The sequence below is a fragment of the Cyanobacterium sp. T60_A2020_053 genome (genome assembly GCA_015272165.1).
Lineage (GTDB): Bacteria > Cyanobacteriota > Cyanobacteriia > Cyanobacteriales > Cyanobacteriaceae > Cyanobacterium.
Window position 1 is genome coordinate 1 of record JACYMF010000052.1, and the last position, 16,976, is coordinate 16,976.

At 39.1% G+C, this 16,976-nt stretch carries 16 protein-coding genes and 1 tRNA gene; 7 read left to right on the forward strand and 10 right to left on the reverse strand.

All coding sequences use genetic code 11. The features are described from left to right. The first annotated feature begins 390 nt into the window (after positions 1-390). Entirely contained in the window at positions 391-1,692 is a 1,302-nt protein-coding gene (locus IGQ45_07160) for a threonine synthase (GenBank protein MBF2056991.1), read from the forward strand. A 96-nt stretch (positions 1,693-1,788) separates the two neighbouring features. Further along, a complete protein-coding gene (locus IGQ45_07165; protein ID MBF2056992.1) occupies positions 1,789-2,064 on the forward strand; it encodes a MoaD/ThiS family protein in 276 nt (91 codons plus the stop codon). A gap of 138 nt (positions 2,065-2,202) precedes the next feature. Here IGQ45_07165 and IGQ45_07170 read toward each other — a convergent pair whose 3' ends face one another. Both IGQ45_07170 and IGQ45_07175 read right to left on the reverse strand, forming a co-directional pair. Next, positions 2,203-3,600, reverse strand: a complete 1,398-nt coding sequence (locus tag IGQ45_07170; protein MBF2056993.1) for an amidase — start codon at positions 3,598-3,600, stop codon at positions 2,203-2,205. 5 nt (positions 3,601-3,605) lie between these two features. After that, positions 3,606-4,070 carry a CYTH domain-containing protein gene (locus IGQ45_07175; protein MBF2056994.1) on the reverse strand — a complete coding sequence of 155 codons (465 nt, stop codon included), beginning with the start codon at positions 4,068-4,070 and terminating at the stop codon, positions 3,606-3,608. A gap of 55 nt (positions 4,071-4,125) precedes the next feature. Between IGQ45_07175 and IGQ45_07180 the strand changes: the two genes are divergently transcribed. Next, positions 4,126-4,197 (forward strand) — tRNA-Cys (locus tag IGQ45_07180). A 253-nt stretch (positions 4,198-4,450) separates the two neighbouring features. Here the strand turns inward: IGQ45_07180 and IGQ45_07185 are convergent. Beyond that, entirely contained in the window at positions 4,451-5,014 is a 564-nt protein-coding gene (locus IGQ45_07185) for a thylakoid membrane photosystem I accumulation factor (protein ID MBF2056995.1), read from the reverse strand. Positions 5,015-5,082: 68 nt separating this feature from the next. Further along, a complete protein-coding gene (locus IGQ45_07190; GenBank protein ID MBF2056996.1) occupies positions 5,083-5,562 on the reverse strand; it encodes a 2-C-methyl-D-erythritol 2,4-cyclodiphosphate synthase in 480 nt (159 codons plus the stop codon). Positions 5,563-6,360: 798 nt separating this feature from the next. On the opposite strand from IGQ45_07190, the gene guaA reads away from it, so the two are divergent. Further along, complete coding sequence (gene guaA / locus IGQ45_07195) at positions 6,361-7,908, forward strand: glutamine-hydrolyzing GMP synthase (protein MBF2056997.1); 1,548 nt, start codon at positions 6,361-6,363, stop codon at positions 7,906-7,908. Positions 7,909-8,174: 266 nt separating this feature from the next. Here the strand turns inward: guaA and IGQ45_07200 are convergent, their stop codons facing one another. Genes IGQ45_07200 through psbE form a run of 4 tightly spaced genes read right to left on the reverse strand, consistent with a single transcriptional unit; the run spans position 8,175 to position 8,857 of the window. Next, on the reverse strand, positions 8,175-8,294 hold the full coding sequence (locus IGQ45_07200; GenBank protein MBF2056998.1) for a photosystem II reaction center protein J: 120 nt from the start codon (positions 8,292-8,294) through the stop codon (positions 8,175-8,177). A 28-nt stretch (positions 8,295-8,322) separates the two neighbouring features. After that, on the reverse strand, positions 8,323-8,442 hold the full coding sequence (locus IGQ45_07205; GenBank protein ID MBF2056999.1) for a photosystem II reaction center protein L: 120 nt from the start codon (positions 8,440-8,442) through the stop codon (positions 8,323-8,325). Between the two features lie 9 nt (positions 8,443-8,451). Then, positions 8,452-8,589, reverse strand: a complete 138-nt coding sequence (locus tag IGQ45_07210) for a cytochrome b559 subunit beta (GenBank protein ID MBF2057000.1) — start codon at positions 8,587-8,589, stop codon at positions 8,452-8,454. A 22-nt stretch (positions 8,590-8,611) separates the two neighbouring features. Next, positions 8,612-8,857: a cytochrome b559 subunit alpha gene (gene psbE / locus IGQ45_07215; protein ID MBF2057001.1), complete on the reverse strand. Its 246-nt coding sequence runs from the start codon at positions 8,855-8,857 to the stop codon at positions 8,612-8,614. Between the two features lie 598 nt (positions 8,858-9,455). Between psbE and IGQ45_07220 the strand changes: the two genes are divergently transcribed. The 3 genes from IGQ45_07220 to IGQ45_07230 all read left to right on the forward strand — a co-directional run bounded on the left by IGQ45_07220 (position 9,456) and on the right by IGQ45_07230 (position 12,917). Next, positions 9,456-10,148: a Crp/Fnr family transcriptional regulator gene (locus IGQ45_07220; protein ID MBF2057002.1), complete on the forward strand. Its 693-nt coding sequence runs from the start codon at positions 9,456-9,458 to the stop codon at positions 10,146-10,148. A 217-nt stretch (positions 10,149-10,365) separates the two neighbouring features. After that, positions 10,366-12,285: a 1-deoxy-D-xylulose-5-phosphate synthase gene (locus IGQ45_07225; GenBank protein ID MBF2057003.1), complete on the forward strand. Its 1,920-nt coding sequence runs from the start codon at positions 10,366-10,368 to the stop codon at positions 12,283-12,285. 191 nt (positions 12,286-12,476) lie between these two features. Beyond that, positions 12,477-12,917: an RrF2 family transcriptional regulator gene (locus IGQ45_07230; protein MBF2057004.1), complete on the forward strand. Its 441-nt coding sequence runs from the start codon at positions 12,477-12,479 to the stop codon at positions 12,915-12,917. 569 nt (positions 12,918-13,486) lie between these two features. Here IGQ45_07230 and IGQ45_07235 read toward each other — a convergent pair. Both IGQ45_07235 and nadB read right to left on the reverse strand, forming a co-directional pair. Further along, on the reverse strand, positions 13,487-14,977 hold the full coding sequence (locus IGQ45_07235) for an AAA family ATPase (protein MBF2057005.1): 1,491 nt from the start codon (positions 14,975-14,977) through the stop codon (positions 13,487-13,489). A gap of 163 nt (positions 14,978-15,140) precedes the next feature. Beyond that, entirely contained in the window at positions 15,141-16,799 is a 1,659-nt protein-coding gene (gene nadB / locus IGQ45_07240) for an L-aspartate oxidase (GenBank protein ID MBF2057006.1), read from the reverse strand. Positions 16,800-16,976: the final 177 nt, after the last annotated feature.

Genomic DNA, 16,976 nt, shown 5'->3' on the forward strand with positions numbered 1-16,976 from the left:
GGTCATAGAAAACTATATCAGGGGTATGGAACGTGCCTCTTTAGACGCAGAGTCGCCAAGCTCTACTGAGTGCGGAAGCATGAGGCAACTTGGGGCGAAGAAGCGTCAGAAACGCATTTCTCAGCGTAGCGGAAATGCGTAGTTCATAGAAAGAATTAACTTCTTTTTGAAAAGAAATAAAGCACCTATCGAAATACAAAAATGATGTCTTCCATTCAAAAAATTACTAATATTTTGATTTTCACAAAAAATATCCCCTCGGCGTTGTAAATTAAACCCGACCTTTTTAGTCTGGTATTGTTGACAGTTATGAAATGACTTGTTATGCTTATACTCAAGCAATCATTGATGAATAGAGACAGTTATAACCCACAGGGAGAAAACAGTATCATGACAACGACCACAGCCCCTAGCACCGCCAAAAAACCTACCTTTACTAAATTAGTATCAAAAGAGGGTGGTACTGAATACCCTTTAAAAGCTATTAATATCTGTGAGGAAACCTTTGCTCCTTTAGAAGTCGCTTATGATTATGACGCTATCAAAGAGCAAGTTAGCCGTGAAAGTATTGCAAAAGGTCCTAATTCTATTTGGCGCTATAAAGCATTTTTACCTGTAGAGAGTGAAAATCCCATCGATATGGGTACTGGAATGACTCCCCTGTTAAAGTCTAATCGTTTAGCTCAACGTCTCGGTCTTAAAAATCTCTATATCAAAAATGATGCTGTTAATATGCCTACCCTCAGTTTTAAAGATAGGGTGGTGTCTGTGGCTCTAACTCGTGCCAAAGAATTAGGCTTTACGACCGTATCTTGTGCTAGTACGGGTAATTTAGCTAACTCTACCGCCGCTATTGCTGCCTATGCTGGTTTGGATTGTTGTGTATTTATCCCTTCTGATCTTGAAGCGGGTAAGGTTTTGGGAACTTTAATCTATAATCCTACAGTAATGGCGGTAAAGGGTAATTATGATCAAGTAAACCGTCTTTGTTCCGAAGTAGGTAACACATACGGTTGGGGTTTTGTCAATATCAATCTCCGTCCTTACTATTCCGAAGGTTCAAAAACCCTTGGCTATGAAGTAGCTGAACAATTAGGCTGGAAACTACCCGATCATATAGTAGCGCCCCTCGCCTCTGGTTCACTATTTACCAAAATTTATAAAGGTTTTCAGGAATTTGTTAAAGTAGGTTTGGTGGATGACAAGGAAGTGCGCTTTAGTGGTGCACAGGCTGAAGGATGTTCCCCCATTGCCCAAGCCTTCAGAGAAGGCAGAGATTTTGTTACCCCTGTTAAACCCAATACCATTGCTAAATCTATCGCTATTGGTAATCCTGCTGATGGTGTTTATGCCCTTGATATTGCTCGTAAAACTAACGGTAATATTGAATCTGTCACCGATGCAGAAATCATTGAAGGCATGAAACTTTTAGCAGAAACGGAAGGTATTTTTACCGAAACTGCCGGAGGCACCACCATTGCTGTCTTGAAGAAATTGGTAGAAGCTGGAAAAATTGATCCGGAAGAAACCACCGTGGTGTACATTACTGGGAATGGTTTAAAAACCCAAGAAGCAGTACAGGGTTATATCAGTGAGCCTTTTTTAATTGAACCTAAATTAGACAGTTTTGAGCGCGCTTTAGATCGTTCTCGTACTTTAGGTCGTTTAGAATGGCAACAGGTTTTAGTGTAAAATTATTACTTATGGGGTATTTATTACCCCTGTTTTCCTAGACTTAATTTTAAGTCTTTTTTTTTGGCAACAACTCGATAATTTAAAGATAAAAAAATGGCAGTCAAAGTATTAATTCCTACTCCTTTACAAAAATTTACTAAAGAAGAAGCTACGGTGGAATGTGAGGCAACTAACATTAGCGGTTTGATTGACTCTTTAGAGGTTAACTATCCAGGTATTAAGGCTCGTTTATGTGATGAGCAAGGTATTCCTCGTCGTTTCCTCAATTTTTATGTTAATAGTGAGGACATAAGATTTTTAGATAATGCAGATACTGCCCTCACTGATGGAGATGAGGTCAGTATTGTTCCTGCTGTAGCTGGTGGTTAAGGGAGAAAATTTAGAATTTAGAATTTAGAAAGTAAAGTTAATTCAATATTTTCTAGTAATATTTTATTGATAATGAATTGTTGAGCATTCTGCATTCTTCATTCTTCATTCCTTCCATTATCAATTGTCCATTGCTTATTATAGATTGGGTTGATTTTGATACCACTGTTTAATTTGTTCTAGTTGATAGGCTAGTTGTAAAATTGTTACTTCATCATTGGGCTTTCCTACTAACTGGACACCTATGGGTAAACCATCTTCAGTGAATCCTGTGGGTAAAGCAATGACAGGTTGCCCCGTGGCGTTAAAAGGAGGACAGGGGGTAATCCAAGTAATAACTTTTTCGAGGGTTTCCTCTGGGCTGAGTGGCGCCCACCGCCCTATTTTGATAGGGGGTTGTAGATAGGTTGGTAATAGTAAAACATCATAATCAGCGAAAAAAGCCACCATTTGACGAGAAATAACCTGCATTTGATGAACTGCATTAAGATATTCTCCCAAGTTAGGCGCATTTTGTTTTAACCATTGATTCATGGGGGTCATAATTTGTGGAGGAAAATTTACTTGTGCTAGGGCTGATTGCCAAATTAACTTAAATGGCTCCACTAAAGAAGTAAAATCAACCTTTTCTAAGGTGATTTGATGCCCCATTTCTGACAAGATAGTGGCAGTTTTTTCTACTTGTTGTTGTAAACAGACATCGGCTTTTCCTGCGGGTAATATTTCGGTGGCAAAGGCAATTTGCAAGGATTTTGGTGATTTTTGAGCGAGAGTAGCAAAACTTTCGGAGGGATTTTCTAACCAATAGGGATCGCCTATGATATAACCAGAAAGAGTATCGAGAAGCATGGCAGAATCCAACACACTACGACTTAAACAGCCGTGGGTGGCAATTCCTGCTAAATAGTCGCCCACGGGAGCGTTAGAAATGCGCCCACGGGAGGGTTTTAAACCCACTAAACCACAGCAGAAAGCAGGTCCTCGCACTGAACCACCGCCATCGGAGCCGGGCGCTAGGGGGATTAATCCTCCTGCCACAGCGCCCGCCGCCCCACCACTAGAACCCCCGGCGGTATAATTAAGATTGTAGGGATTACGACTGGGAGGAAGTGTCTCGGATTCAATATAAGGCATTGAGCCTAATTCTGAGGTGGCAGTTTTACCGAGAATAATCATCCCGGCTTTTTTTATTTTGGTCACAAAGCCACTGTCATAATCAGCAATTTGATCTTTAATCATGCCGTTACCGTAGCCTGTAGGCATTCCTTTGACGGGGTAAAGGTCTTTTATGGCTGTGGGGATGCCAAAGAGAGGGGGAAGGGCGCTGGTGTCTTTCGTGTTGCCTAAAATTTCTGTTTTAATATGAGCATCTTCTCGGGCTAATTCGGCAGCAACATGGACAAAACTTCCTAATTGAGGGTTAATGTTGCCGATGCGTTGTAAATATAATTCTGTTAACTCCAGTGGTGATATTTCTTTGTTACGAATTAATTGAGCGAGGAGGTGCGCTGGTTTAAAATGCAAATTATTGTCCATGATAGTTACCAAGATTGAAAGGGATTACGGGCAAGATAGGAATTATAATAACGTGAATCTGCGGTGACTTCTTTGCCTATCCATGGCGGAATCTCAAAAAATTGTCCTTCTTCCTGTAATTCAATTTCAGCGAGAATCAAACCCTGATTATCTCCCAAAAATTCATCAACTTCCCATAAAAATCCTTGATAATTGAGTTTATAACGTATTTTCTCAATCAATGGTTGATCACACATGGTATTTAACATGGCTTCGGCATCTTCTACGGGAATTAAATACTCGTACTCAGAGCGACTATAACCGACCGTTTTCGTTTTTAGGGTCAAAAATCCCTGCATCCCCACAACCCTAACTCTCACAGTGGTGTTGTTTTTGGTGTAAATATAGCCTTGAAGATATTTTAATCCCTGCGGTGGAGGGCGCCATAATTCACGGTTAATCAAAAATTTACGCTCAATTTCTGTACCCATACCATTTCCCTTGCAGTTGAACTTATTTTAAGTTACCATAATATATGTCTTTAATGGCGGCGTAGCCAAGTGGTAAGGCAGAGGTCTGCAAAACCTTTATCCCCCAGTTCGAATCTGGGCGTCGCCTTTTTATATTAAACTTCTCCGAAAATTGGGCTAGAAGTCCTACACCCCACCGTGTAATGAATTACACGGAACCAATAATATTTCGTTCAATAAATTGAACTAAGATGTTGACATTACTAATTTTTTATAAAAATGTAATTAAAACACAAGATTACAGACACTACACGAGGATAGTAAAACCCCATAATTGTCAATTATCCATTGTCAATTTGCTCTCACGACACTACTTTTTCGGCAACCCCTAAATCCCTTGCTTATCTTTCATCAGGTACTAATTCACTATTAAACTGATTGAAAGTCTTTTTTCTTAATTGTACTGATTCAGAACGGGGTAATAAATCAAATAATTTTCTTAAAACATCATCCGCTTGTTCAAATTCAATGACACCTTTTTCATTAAAAATGACTTCCCGATTTTGATTTAAAATTACCGTTTGAGGAATAGCGCCCTCATAATAATATCCCACCTCATCGGGTTGATATTTATCCTTGGGGGTTATCGTATCCACATTGATGGGCATAATACTGGCGGTGCGCCCGTAAAATTCCTGTAAACGAGAAACAATGAAGGCGAATTGTTTAGAATCGCTATTGTCATCCAGATAGTAAACTAAAATAACAGGTAACTCACGGTCAAAAGATTGTTTTAAAGTGAGACGAGGTGGTACTAATGAACCATTACCAGCATAAACTACAAAAATATTACCATCTAAACGATCATTGTCGATTTCTGCCAGCGCCCCTAACCCATTACTAAACCAGAGGGCTATACTAAGAGCGAAAATAAGACATAATTTGCTGAATGATTTAATGACCATGAAACTCCCATGCAACTGTAAGACTATTTTGCAGTATAGTGCCGAGAGTAGATAATAGGCAATATTTGCTAAGAAGTTTTAGTAATTAATACTACACTATGAACGCAAATGGCTTCTTCTCTACCCACAGCATCTAACCCTTCATTGGTGGTAGCTTTAATACTAATTTGCTCAGGATCAATGTTCAGACGGTGGGCTAAACTATTAATCATCGCCGATAAATAAGGCTTGAGCTTCGGGCGCTGGGCAACAATAACATTATCCATATTAACAATTTCCCAGCCACGCTCAGTAATTAACTGATAAACTTTTTCTAGTAAAAACATACTGTCAGCACCCTGCCAACGCTCATCAGTGGGGGGGAAATAATGCCCAATATCTCCTAAACTCAACGCCCCGAGTAAAGCATCCATGATGGCATGGGTTAATACATCTGCATCACTATGTCCTAATAATCCCAAAGAATGCTTAATTTCTACACCGCCTAAAATTAGTTTTCTCCCTGCTACCAAACGATGTAAATCGTAACCATTACCAATTCTAATCATGTAAATCTATTGAGTAAAAATTCTTTAATCTATAATTTTATCGAAAATCGGAAAGTAACAAAAAATGGATATAGTTATTGAGTGTAAATCGTTTTGAAAAAATAAGCTAATATCCTATTCATTGATGTTACCAAATCAAAATATGAAAATAAAAATCTCATAATTTAAAATACAGATCATTCAATAATATAGTCATTACTGGCAAAGATAAATAATATCAAGAATCAGCAATGTCAAAAAAATCATATTCAATTAACTTCACAATATTACTGATTATTTAGTCATAAAATACCCTGAGTGAGCTCACTAACATTAATTTTTTTTGGATAATGCAGTAGTTATACACTTTTACAATACCAGATAGTATTGATTATTTCTCTACGGGAAGAGATGATTTTAAACAGCCGTGTAAAACTTAAAAAGTATGTCTTTTAATTTTTATTTGGGCTTATTTTATCTTTAATTTTTAATAAAATTTTCTTGTTTATATTAATTTTTTTCTTGGTTATTATCATAATATCAAGTATAGAAACAAGGGTTAATTAAAAATAGATTACTCCCTTGATGAGTCACAGTTTTGACACCCATAAAAATTTTATTTTTTTACAGAGGTCTAATAATGATAAGATTTGTGTAGGTGTAATGGTTGCCTGTGAAGGGCGCCCTCCACCCTAGACCAGAAGCCTTATTTTGCAAGATAGAATTGGCTTTTCTCATCCTAATTACCTCAAGCAGAAAGTGACTATAACAGAAACTCCCTTAAAAGCACCCCAAAACCACGAGACAAAAGAGCGTGAAATGATCTTAATTCTTGACTTTGGCTCACAATATTCCGAACTAATCGCTCGGCGTATCAGAGAAACAGAAGTATATTCCGAAGTAATCTCCTACCGCACCAGCGCCCTCCACCTCAAGGAATTAAACCCCAAGGGAATTATCTTATCCGGTGGTCCTAACTCAGTATATGACGACCATGCCCCCACCTGTGACCCTGAAATTTGGAATCTTGGTATTCCTGTACTAGGTGTTTGTTATGGAATGCAGTTGATGGTAAAACAATTAGGGGGAGGAGTAGAAAGAGCAAAAAAAGCCGAATACGGTAAAGCATCCCTCTTTATTGACGATCCCACCGACTTATTAACCAACGTTGAAAACGGCTCAATCATGTGGATGAGTCACGGCGATTCCTGCACCCACTTACCAGAAGGATTCACCATTTTAGCGCACACCGAAAACACCCCGTGCGCTGCCATTTCCCACCACCAAGACAAATTATTTGGTGTTCAATTTCACCCCGAAGTGATTCACTCCCAATATGGCACAGCCCTAATCCGTAACTTTGTATATCATATCTGCGGTTGCGAACCAACTTGGACAACTCAAACCTTTTTAGAACAATCCATCACTGACATTAGAAATCAAGTAGGTGATAAACGAGTATTACTCGCCCTGTCAGGGGGTGTTGACTCCTCCACCCTCGCATTTTTACTCCACGAAGCCATCGGCGATCAACTAACCTGTATGTTTATCGATCAAGGTTTCATGCGTAAAGGTGAACCAGAAAGATTAGTAGAAATTTTCGACCACCAATTTTACATCAACGTAATCTATGTTAACGCTAGGGAGCGTTTTATCGCCCAATTAAAAGGTATAACAGACCCAGAAGAAAAACGTCGCCGTATTGGTTACGAATTTATCCAAGTCTTTGAAGAAGAATCAAACCGTTTAGGACCTTTCGATTATTTAGCCCAAGGCACATTATATCCCGATGTCATTGAATCAGCCGATACCAATGTTGACCCTAAAACAGGAGAAAGAGTCGCCGTAAAAATAAAAAGTCATCACAACGTAGGAGGCTTACCCAAAAATCTCCGTTTTAAATTAGTAGAACCCTTACGGAAACTATTTAAAGATGAAGTGCGTAAATTAGGTAGAGCTATTGGCTTACCAGAAGAAATCGTTTCTCGTCACCCCTTCCCCGGTCCGGGTTTAGCCATTCGCATTTTAGGAGAGGTGGATGCCGAGAAATTAAATATTCTCCGAGACGCTGATTTTGTAGTCAGAGATGAGATTAAAAAAGCAGGAATGTATCACGACTTTTGGCAAGCCTTTGCCGTGCTTCTTCCCGTCAAAAGCGTGGGAGTCATGGGCGACAAGCGCACCTATGCCTACCCTGTGGTGCTACGACTTATTACCAGTGAAGATGGTATGACGGCAGATTGGGCAAAACCACCCTATGAATTATTAGAAGTCATTTCCAATCGCATCGTCAATGAAGTTAAAGGCGTTAACCGAGTAGTGTATGACATTACCTCCAAACCCCCCGGCACCATCGAATGGGAATAGTGAGAAAAGGACAAAGTTAAAAGAGCAAAGGGCAAGGGTAAATTTAAAGATAGCTTGGACTACCGTATTTCTTTGTTTGCCTCTGGAAAGACGGGGTTTTAAACCCTTGATTATTCGGTAATTTAGCCTGTAGGTTGGGTTAGCGATAGCGTAACCCAACATGATTACATTAAAAAAGTAGCGAATTAACTTCGCTACCTGATATTTTTTTGCTTTAGTTATTTATTAATTTTTGCCAAACAGTCTAGTTCAATGCTTCTCCTTGATTATAGAGAAGAACCCACACCAGCATAAGCACCATAAAAGAATAAAGCTAACACAGTTAAAGCACCCATACCGGCAACAGTACCGACAATCCAGAGAGGGATTCTTGCGTCGCCCATAATTGAAACCTCCTTAAAAATTTATTAACTATTAGTTGAAAAAATAGCTGGAAAAAAGAATGCCAAGCACAGCCACTAATAACAACCCAAGGAAAAGGGAAGTACGATTTAATTCTACTGCTTGTCTGTTGGGATTAGGATTTCTGTCCATGATAATCTCCTATCGTTGAATGAATTGCATGGCGGTAATAGCACCGACAAAAAACACAGAAGGCACTGCTAAAGTGTGAACAGCTAACCATCTGACGGTAAAAATGGGATATGATACGGGTTGATTAGGATTGTTACTGCTAGTCATAATTATCTTTCTATTTGATTAACTACTTATTAAATTGTTCAATTTGTTGGTTAGCACCATAACGATCACTAACAATGGGTAATTCCTCACGAACTTGAGTAAAATACTCATCAGGGCGAGGTGTACCAAAAGCATCGTAAGCTAAACCAGTGCCGACAAATAACCAACCAGCGATAAAAAGCATGGGAATAGTGATACTGTGGATTACCCAGTAGCGCACACTGGTGACAATATCAGTAAATGGACGTTCTCCTGTATCTCCTGCCATAAAATTGTTTCCTCCTTAATAGGTTTTAAACTTCTATTTATCTAATTTACTATATCAGAGTACCTTATCTTTTTGTTTTCAATGATTGAGATTCTAACTTATTTTTGGCATCACTCAATCATTAACGGTACTTTAACTAGGCTAAAACTGTTAATATTATACCACATCTCAAAGTCCAACTTTTATTAATAACTGACGTTACGCACTGATTCAAATGTTAAGTTAAGGGAGGTTTCAGGTAGCAGGTAGTAGGTTTCAGGTTTAAAACTCTCAAACATTGATTCGTCAGTGAAAGGATTGACTTTGACATTTCGACTACCCTCAATACAGGCGACTATGCTCAAGGACGCTCTGAGGCAAGTCAATGCACCCTTTGCCTCAATAGACTTTTATACAAGAAAAAGAAAATGATCAATAAACATAAGTTTTTTGTCAATTCTTTAACCTAACACCTGACACCCGATACCTGACACCTAAAACCAACAATTAATTTTATTTTTGCCTAACATCAGTTAAAAATTGACCAATCCAGCCAAAATCTAGTAAAATGCAAAAATCACAAACTCTTAAAGAAAAATAATTCTTTAATCAAGACTTCATGGAGACGCAAGAATTTGCCGAGCTTTTTCCCCTTTTTCATAATCTAAATAAGGAAACCCTGGAATGGTTAATTTCCCTAGTGAAAACGGAAACTTATCAGGCGGGGGAAGTGATTATCAATCATGATGATTGGGGTAGTGGATTTCATTTAATTACCTCTGGATGGGTAAAAGTGCAACATTTATACAGCGCCCGTCACATCACCGTAGAGATTATAGGTAGGGGTGGTTTTGTGGGGGAAGCTGGTATTTTAGGAAACCATGATTTTAATTCTCAGGTGGAAGCTATTTCCACTGTAACTATTTTAACTATTTCAGCTCAACGATTTATTCAAATTTTATTTCGAGAAAATCAAATTCAAAATCGTTTTTTAAAAATAGTTGTCAACCGAGTTACTGAGTATCAAAAATATTATCGTTACTACCATCAAACGGGAAAAGTTCGTTTGGTAACTATATTAATTTCTTTGGCTGAAAAGTATGGAGAAAATACTGAAAATGGCATCGCTATTTATAATTTTTCTGCTCAAGATTTGGGCGATTTAGCTATTTTATCTGAAGCAGATTCTCAACAAATTTTAGATAAATTAGTTGATAAAGAATTGATTAATATTGACCGTGGTCAGGAAATTTTAATTTTAACTAATCTAAAACAATTACATCATATTTTAGGTAAATTAGGTAATGAATAACGGATGTCCTTAGGGTCAGTTGGTTTTAAATATAGCAATTTCGGCGTTGCATTTTTATGGGATGATTTATAATGAAGGAAAAAGTTTTCTGCATTATACATTCCACATTGTCTATTATTCCACTGGGCAAATTTACAAAAATTAAGACAAAATAAAGATAGGAAGTTTTAATCTTAGATATTTAAGACAGATAATAAAAAATAGGGAAATATAACGAATGCACATCAGTGAAATAACACATCCCAATCAATTACATGGTTTATCAGTACGACAACTAGAAGATATTGCACAACAAATTCGAGAAAAACACCTACAAACCATCGCCGCTACGGGAGGACATTTAGGACCCGGCTTAGGAGTGGTAGAATTAACCGTTGCTCTCTATCAAACCCTTGATTTCGACCATGATAAAGTAATTTGGGACGTAGGACATCAGGCTTATCCCCATAAAATGTTAACTGGTCGTTACCATAATTTCCATACCTTACGGCAAAAAGATGGCATTGCAGGGTATTTAAAACGGTGTGAAAGCAAATTTGATCATTTTGGAGCTGGACACGCATCCACGAGCATTTCTGCAGGTTTAGGAATGGCTTTAGCAAGAGATGCTAAAGGTGAAAATTTTAAGGTTGTTTCTATTATTGGGGATGGAGCGCTGACTGGAGGGATGGCACTAGAAGCCATTAACCACGCTGGACATTTACCAAACACTAATTTAATGGTGGTGTTAAATGATAATGAAATGTCCATTTCTCCTAATGTAGGTGCAATTTCCCGTTATCTCAATAAAGTGCGTCTTTCTGAACCGATGCAGTTTTTAACGGATAATTTAGAAGAACAATTTAAACATTTCCCTTTATTTGGTGATGGAGAAAAACTTTCTCCAGAAATGAAAAATCTCAAGGAGGCAATGAAACGCCTTGCCATGCCTAAAGTGGGTGCGGTGATTGAAGAGTTAGGTTTTACTTATTTTGGACCTGTGGATGGTCATAATATCACCGAGTTAATTTCTACTTTTAATAAAGCTCATAAAGTCAAAGGTCCTGTTTTTGTTCATGTCATTACGGTTAAGGGCAAAGGATATGATGTAGCAGAAAAAGATCAAGTAGGTTATCATGCTCAAAGTCCCTTTAATTTGACGACGGGGAAACCTATTCCTTCTAATAAACCGAAACCGCCTAGTTATGCTAAAGTTTTTGCCCATACTTTAACTACTTTGGCGCAAAATGATCCAAAAATTATTGGTATTACGGCGGCTATGGCTACGGGTACAGGTTTAGATAAGTTACAACAAAAGTTACCTAATCAATATATTGATGTGGGTATTGCTGAACAACACGCTGTCACTTTGGCGGCTGGTTTGGCTTGTGAGGGGATGCGCCCTGTGGTTGCTATTTATTCTACTTTCCTCCAGCGCGCCTATGACCAGATTATCCATGATGTGTGTATCCAAAATTTACCCGTATTTTTCTGTTTAGATCGTGCTGGGGTGGTGGGCGCTGATGGACCTACCCATCAAGGGATGTATGATATTGCTTATCTACGTTGTATCCCTAACCTCGTGATTATGGCGCCCAAAGATGAAGCGGAATTGCAACGCATGACGGTAACTGGCATTAACTATACTGATAGTGCCATTGCCATGCGTTATCCCCGTGGGAATGGTTTAGGTGTACCTTTGGCGGAAGAGGGTTGGGAAGATATTCCCATCGGGAAGGGCGAAATTTTGCGTCAAGGTGATGATATTTTACTCTTGGGTTATGGTGCAATGGTTAACAGCGCCCTCCAAACTGCCGAAATTTTAAGCGAACATGGTATCGAAGCCACTGTTATCAATGCCCGTTTTGTTAAACCTCTTGATGAGGAGTTAATCTTACCCTTGGCTGAGAAAATTGGCAAGGTTGTTACCCTTGAGGAAGGTTGTATTATGGGTGGTTTTGGTTCGGCTGTGGCTGAGTCATTGCTAGATCACAATATTAATGTACCGTTGAAGCGTATTGGGATTCCTGATATTTTAGTAGATCATGCTACTCCTGCTCAATCTTATGCTGATTTAGGTTTAACTAGCCCTCAAATTGCTGAACAAATTTTGGCAACATTTTTCTCTACTCATCCTGAAATGGCGATGAATAAATAGGGTTTGCTGAAAAGTATTTTGGTGAGGGGAGGTGTCAGGTATCAGGTGTTAGGTATTAGGTGAAAGAATTGACAAAAAATATATCTTAATTGATTTTTTCGGTTCAATTTTTGGCTCGAATTATATCATCGTCTGAAACCTGCAACCTGCCCTTATCAGGCCTTCTTACATCGAACTGGGGTAAACTAGCCGTGAAATTAACGAAAAAAGGACATTACGCAGTAAAAGCATTAGTAGATTTAAGTTTACAAGCAAATTCAGCGCCCTCCGCCGTTAGCCAAATTGCTTTACGTCAAGACATTCCAGCGCCCTTCCTGGAAAAATTACTAATCAGGATGCGTCAAGCTGGATTAATCAATTCCATTCGGGGTGCAAAAGGTGGTTATCAACTAGCGCACTCCCCCCAAGAGATAACACTAGGACAAATTTTGTTGGCAGTGGGAGAAAATTTGGAGTCGATACCATTATTACAAGATGAGGCGACGGGCGCTGATTGGGTGACAGTCACTCTATGGCGTAAAATCAATGAGAAAATGCAAGAATCTCTTAATCACATCACCTTAGCTGACTTATACTATGATGCGCGTAGTCGCCAAGCCTCCCAAGGGCAAGAAAATAATTTTATTATTTAGGGTTTGCTGAAAAAGTGGAGTGGTGAGGGGAGGTGTCAGGCTTCGGGTGTCAGGTTTCAGGTGAAATGCTCATAAATTAAAGAATTAAGCCAAATAGTTAGTTTTCATAAATTGCTCATTTGTATCAATAATTTTTGATTAGGGGATCAGAAATACAGATTTTTTGGCAAAAAAAGATTATTTTTGGCACTTTTTTGAGTTTTATTGTGCTTAAAACCTTTATTAGACAAGGGTTTTGATTTATTCAGCAGACCCTATTTATTTTTCATCAATGGCTCATTTGTATCAATGACTTTTGATGGGGATGGAAAAAATACAGTATTTTTAGAGAAAAAGACTATTTTTGGCACTTTTTCTAGGTTTCATTCTGCGTAAAACCTTTGCCCCTTGCCCTTTGCCCTTCACCTCACGATTGCACTTTTTCAGCAACACCTAGGTAGCAGGTTTCAGGTTTAAAACCCTTCCCTCCATAGACTCTTGTACAAGAAAAAGATCAATAAACATAAGTTTCTTGTCAATTCTTTAACCTGACACCGCGACACCCGACACCTGACACCTAAAACCAACAATTAACTCAAATTAAGATAATTGCGGGAGGCGAGGCGCGCTTTGCCAGAAGTCGCCCAATCTTCCAAAAAAGCGATTTGCTCTCGGGCGGTGCGCGCTAAAGGTACAATTTGACTAGCAGCCATTAAAATATCCTCATTAGTAAAATCGCGATTTTGACTAAAACCTAAGTGCATCGCTTCAATAATAGTTTGCTCAATTTCAGCGCCGGAAAATTCTGGCGTTTCATAAGCCAGTCTGGATAAATCATAATTTTTTAGATTATGGGGGCGCAATCGGTTAAGATGCACCTTAAAAATGGCTTCCCTTTCTGGTTGATTCGGTAAACCCACAAAAAATATCTCATCAAAGCGTCCTTTTCGTAGCACTTCGGGAGGTAAACTTTGTATATTATTAGCAGTAGCCACTACGAAAACTGGGCTTTTTTTCTCCGCTAACCAAGTGATAAAAGTACCAAACACACGGCTAGTGGTGCCAGAGTCTCCCCTACCATCAGCGCCCGAAAAAGCCTTATCAATCTCATCAATCCAAAGAATGCAAGGAGATAAAGCCTCTGCAATACCAATCATTTGACGAGTGCGTGACTCCGATTCCCCCACCAAACCAGCAAACAAGCGCCCCACATCCAAACGCAATAACGGTAAATGCCAATGATGTGCAATGGCTTTCGCCGTCAAAGATTTTCCCGTGCCTTGAATCCCCACCAATAGCAACCCACGAGGATAGGGTAAACCATAGGCGCGCGCCGCCTCAGAAAAAGAACCTCCCCTTCTCAATAACCACTCCTTCAAATTATCCAAACCACCAATATCCGAAATTTGCTCTTGGGTAGGGTAGTAGTCTAGTATTTTTGTTTGTCGAATAGTTTGTTTTTTCTCTTCTAAGATAAGTTCTACGTCTTCTAGTTCTAATTTGCCGTTTTGAGCAATGGCTCTTGTTAACACCCTTCTAAGGCGTTCTAACGATAAACCTTGAGATGCCTTAACTAACTCTATCAATAATTCTTCAGGCAAAGATTGATTAAACATTAAACGCTCAATTTCCTGTTTAATTTCTTGGGCTTGAGGTAAAGGAAAATCAACTACCGTAAAAACTTCTCGTAATTCATTAGGGAGTTTAATGTCTTCAGCGATGATAATAATATTTTTCGGTTGTGCCTTTAATTTACGAGCCAAATTACGCAATTTACGAGAAATCGAAATATCTTCTAAAAAGCGGTGAAAATCCCTCAGAATAAACACTCCTCCTGTATTTTCTGGTAACTTTTCCACAAATTCCAGCGCCTGTAAGGGATTTCGTTTGGCAAAGTTGCTATTGTTGGGGTTATCTTGATAACCTTCTACAAAATCCCACACATAAGTATGACGATTACCCATGCTTTGGATAATTTGAGCGATGGATTTTTCCACTCTTTCTTCTTCAGTACTGGAGATGTATATTAGGGGATAACAAGCCCGAAGTAATAGGGAAAATTCTTGCTGAAAAGACACCATGAAGTTTTATTTTTTATTATAACTATCCTATGGCAATCTTAAGTCAAAAGGGTAAGGGGCAAAGGTAAATTTCAACATAACTTGGACTACCATTAAATTTGCTTACGTCGTGGTTATCAAAATATTTTTTCAGCATCACCTAATTAACCTTTGCCCTTTTGACTTAAATTTTAGATTGAAAAAAATGATCATATTGAATGAGAGTATGACAACGCCAATTATCATCAGTATCAGGATAATCAAGGCGAAAATGTCCCCCTCGGCTTTCTGTGCGAAACAGCGCACTCCGCACAATCAAATAACCAATGTCAAGGAGATTAATGGTTTCTGTGGTGAGTTTTAATTGATTTTCCATATCCAAACTATCCAGTTGATAATTGTTTTCTGGGTGTAAATTGCCCAACAAATTCCCCCTTGAAGTATTAGCAATTAAATCGCGCCATTGCTGAATTACTACCATCGCTTGGTTAAGTTGAGAAGCATTACGACATATTCCAGCACTTTCCCACATCAGAATAGGTAACTCCTGTCGTATTTTTTGCACTGTTGACATTTCCTCCACGGAAGATAAACTTAATTTATGGTAATCAGAAGGAGTTGAGGGCGCTTTTATATCCGTCAAATCAAGATTTTTTAAAGTTTCTCCAAAAACTAAACACTCCAACAGAGAATTACTAGCTAAACGATTAGCACCGTGAACACCTGTACTAGCAGTTTCACCAATGGCATATAAACCAGCCATAGAAGTTTGATTATCGAGATTGACAGCTATCCCCCCCATCCAATAATGTGCTGCCGGAGACACAGGAATAGGTTGTGTCAATAAATCAATACCCCATTGCCGACAACGATTAATGATATTTGGAAAGCGATATTCTAAACGAGAAGGGGAAATCTCCCTTAAATCCAAAAACACGTTATCTAGGGCAGGATGGGCGCTGGTGCGCTGTAAATGACTATAAATAGCACGACTCACCACATCCCTAGGTGCTAATTCCCCTTGGGGATGATACTCAAAAGCAAATCTTTTTCCCTCTGCATCAGTGAGATGGGCGCCCTCCCCCCTCACCGCTTCACTAATCAAAAAGCGAGGCGCATTATCCTTTTTTAATGCCGTGGGATGAAACTGAAAAAACTCCAAATCTCTCACCAGCGCCCCTCCTCGCCATGCCAAAGCTACCCCATCCCCGGTGCTAACTAGGGGATTGGTGGTATCGGCAAAAACCTGCCCTCCCCCCCCTGTTGCTAAAATTACCGCTTTTGCCCCCAACCAATTAATTTCCTGCTGATACAAAACAGATAAACCTTGACATCTTTGCCCATGATCGTCTAGCCATAAATTTAAAGCGTATGCTTGTTCATAAACTGCAATATGACTACTTTCTAAGACTTTTTGGCGTAAAATAGACACAATAGCGCGCCCCGTGGTATCCGCCGCATGAAGCACTCGGGGGAAGGAGTGCGCTGCTTCCAAAGTCATCGCCAAATCTTGATTGTGACGGTCAAATTCTACTCCCATTTGTAGCAAAGAATTGATGGAAGTCACCGCATTTTCTACCAGATATTTAACCGCTTCTTCATCACACAAACCAGCGCCCGCCACCAAGGTATCCTGATAATGTAGTTGTGGCGAATCATCGGGAGAAATCGCCGCCGCAATGCCCCCCTGCGCCCAATCACTAGCACCCTTCTTCAGTTTATCCTTAGTAATCAAGGCAATACTTAAATTACTTGGTAAACTTAACGCTGCATACAAACCTGCCGCACCTGAGCCGACAATGATAACATCAAAACAAGGAGGAAAAAGGGTTATATTGTTCAAAATCTTAGAATAGAGGGTGTTTCCTAAAAAAAGAATATTGGCTAATTTTAACTAATCATGGCTTTTTTTGTCATCTCCTGGGTATTGCTGATTTTGACACTCCCCCATCACAATCTTTGATTTGATGGGGGATTCTTACCTCACAGACACTTAACTAGACTAATCAAAATTTGATTA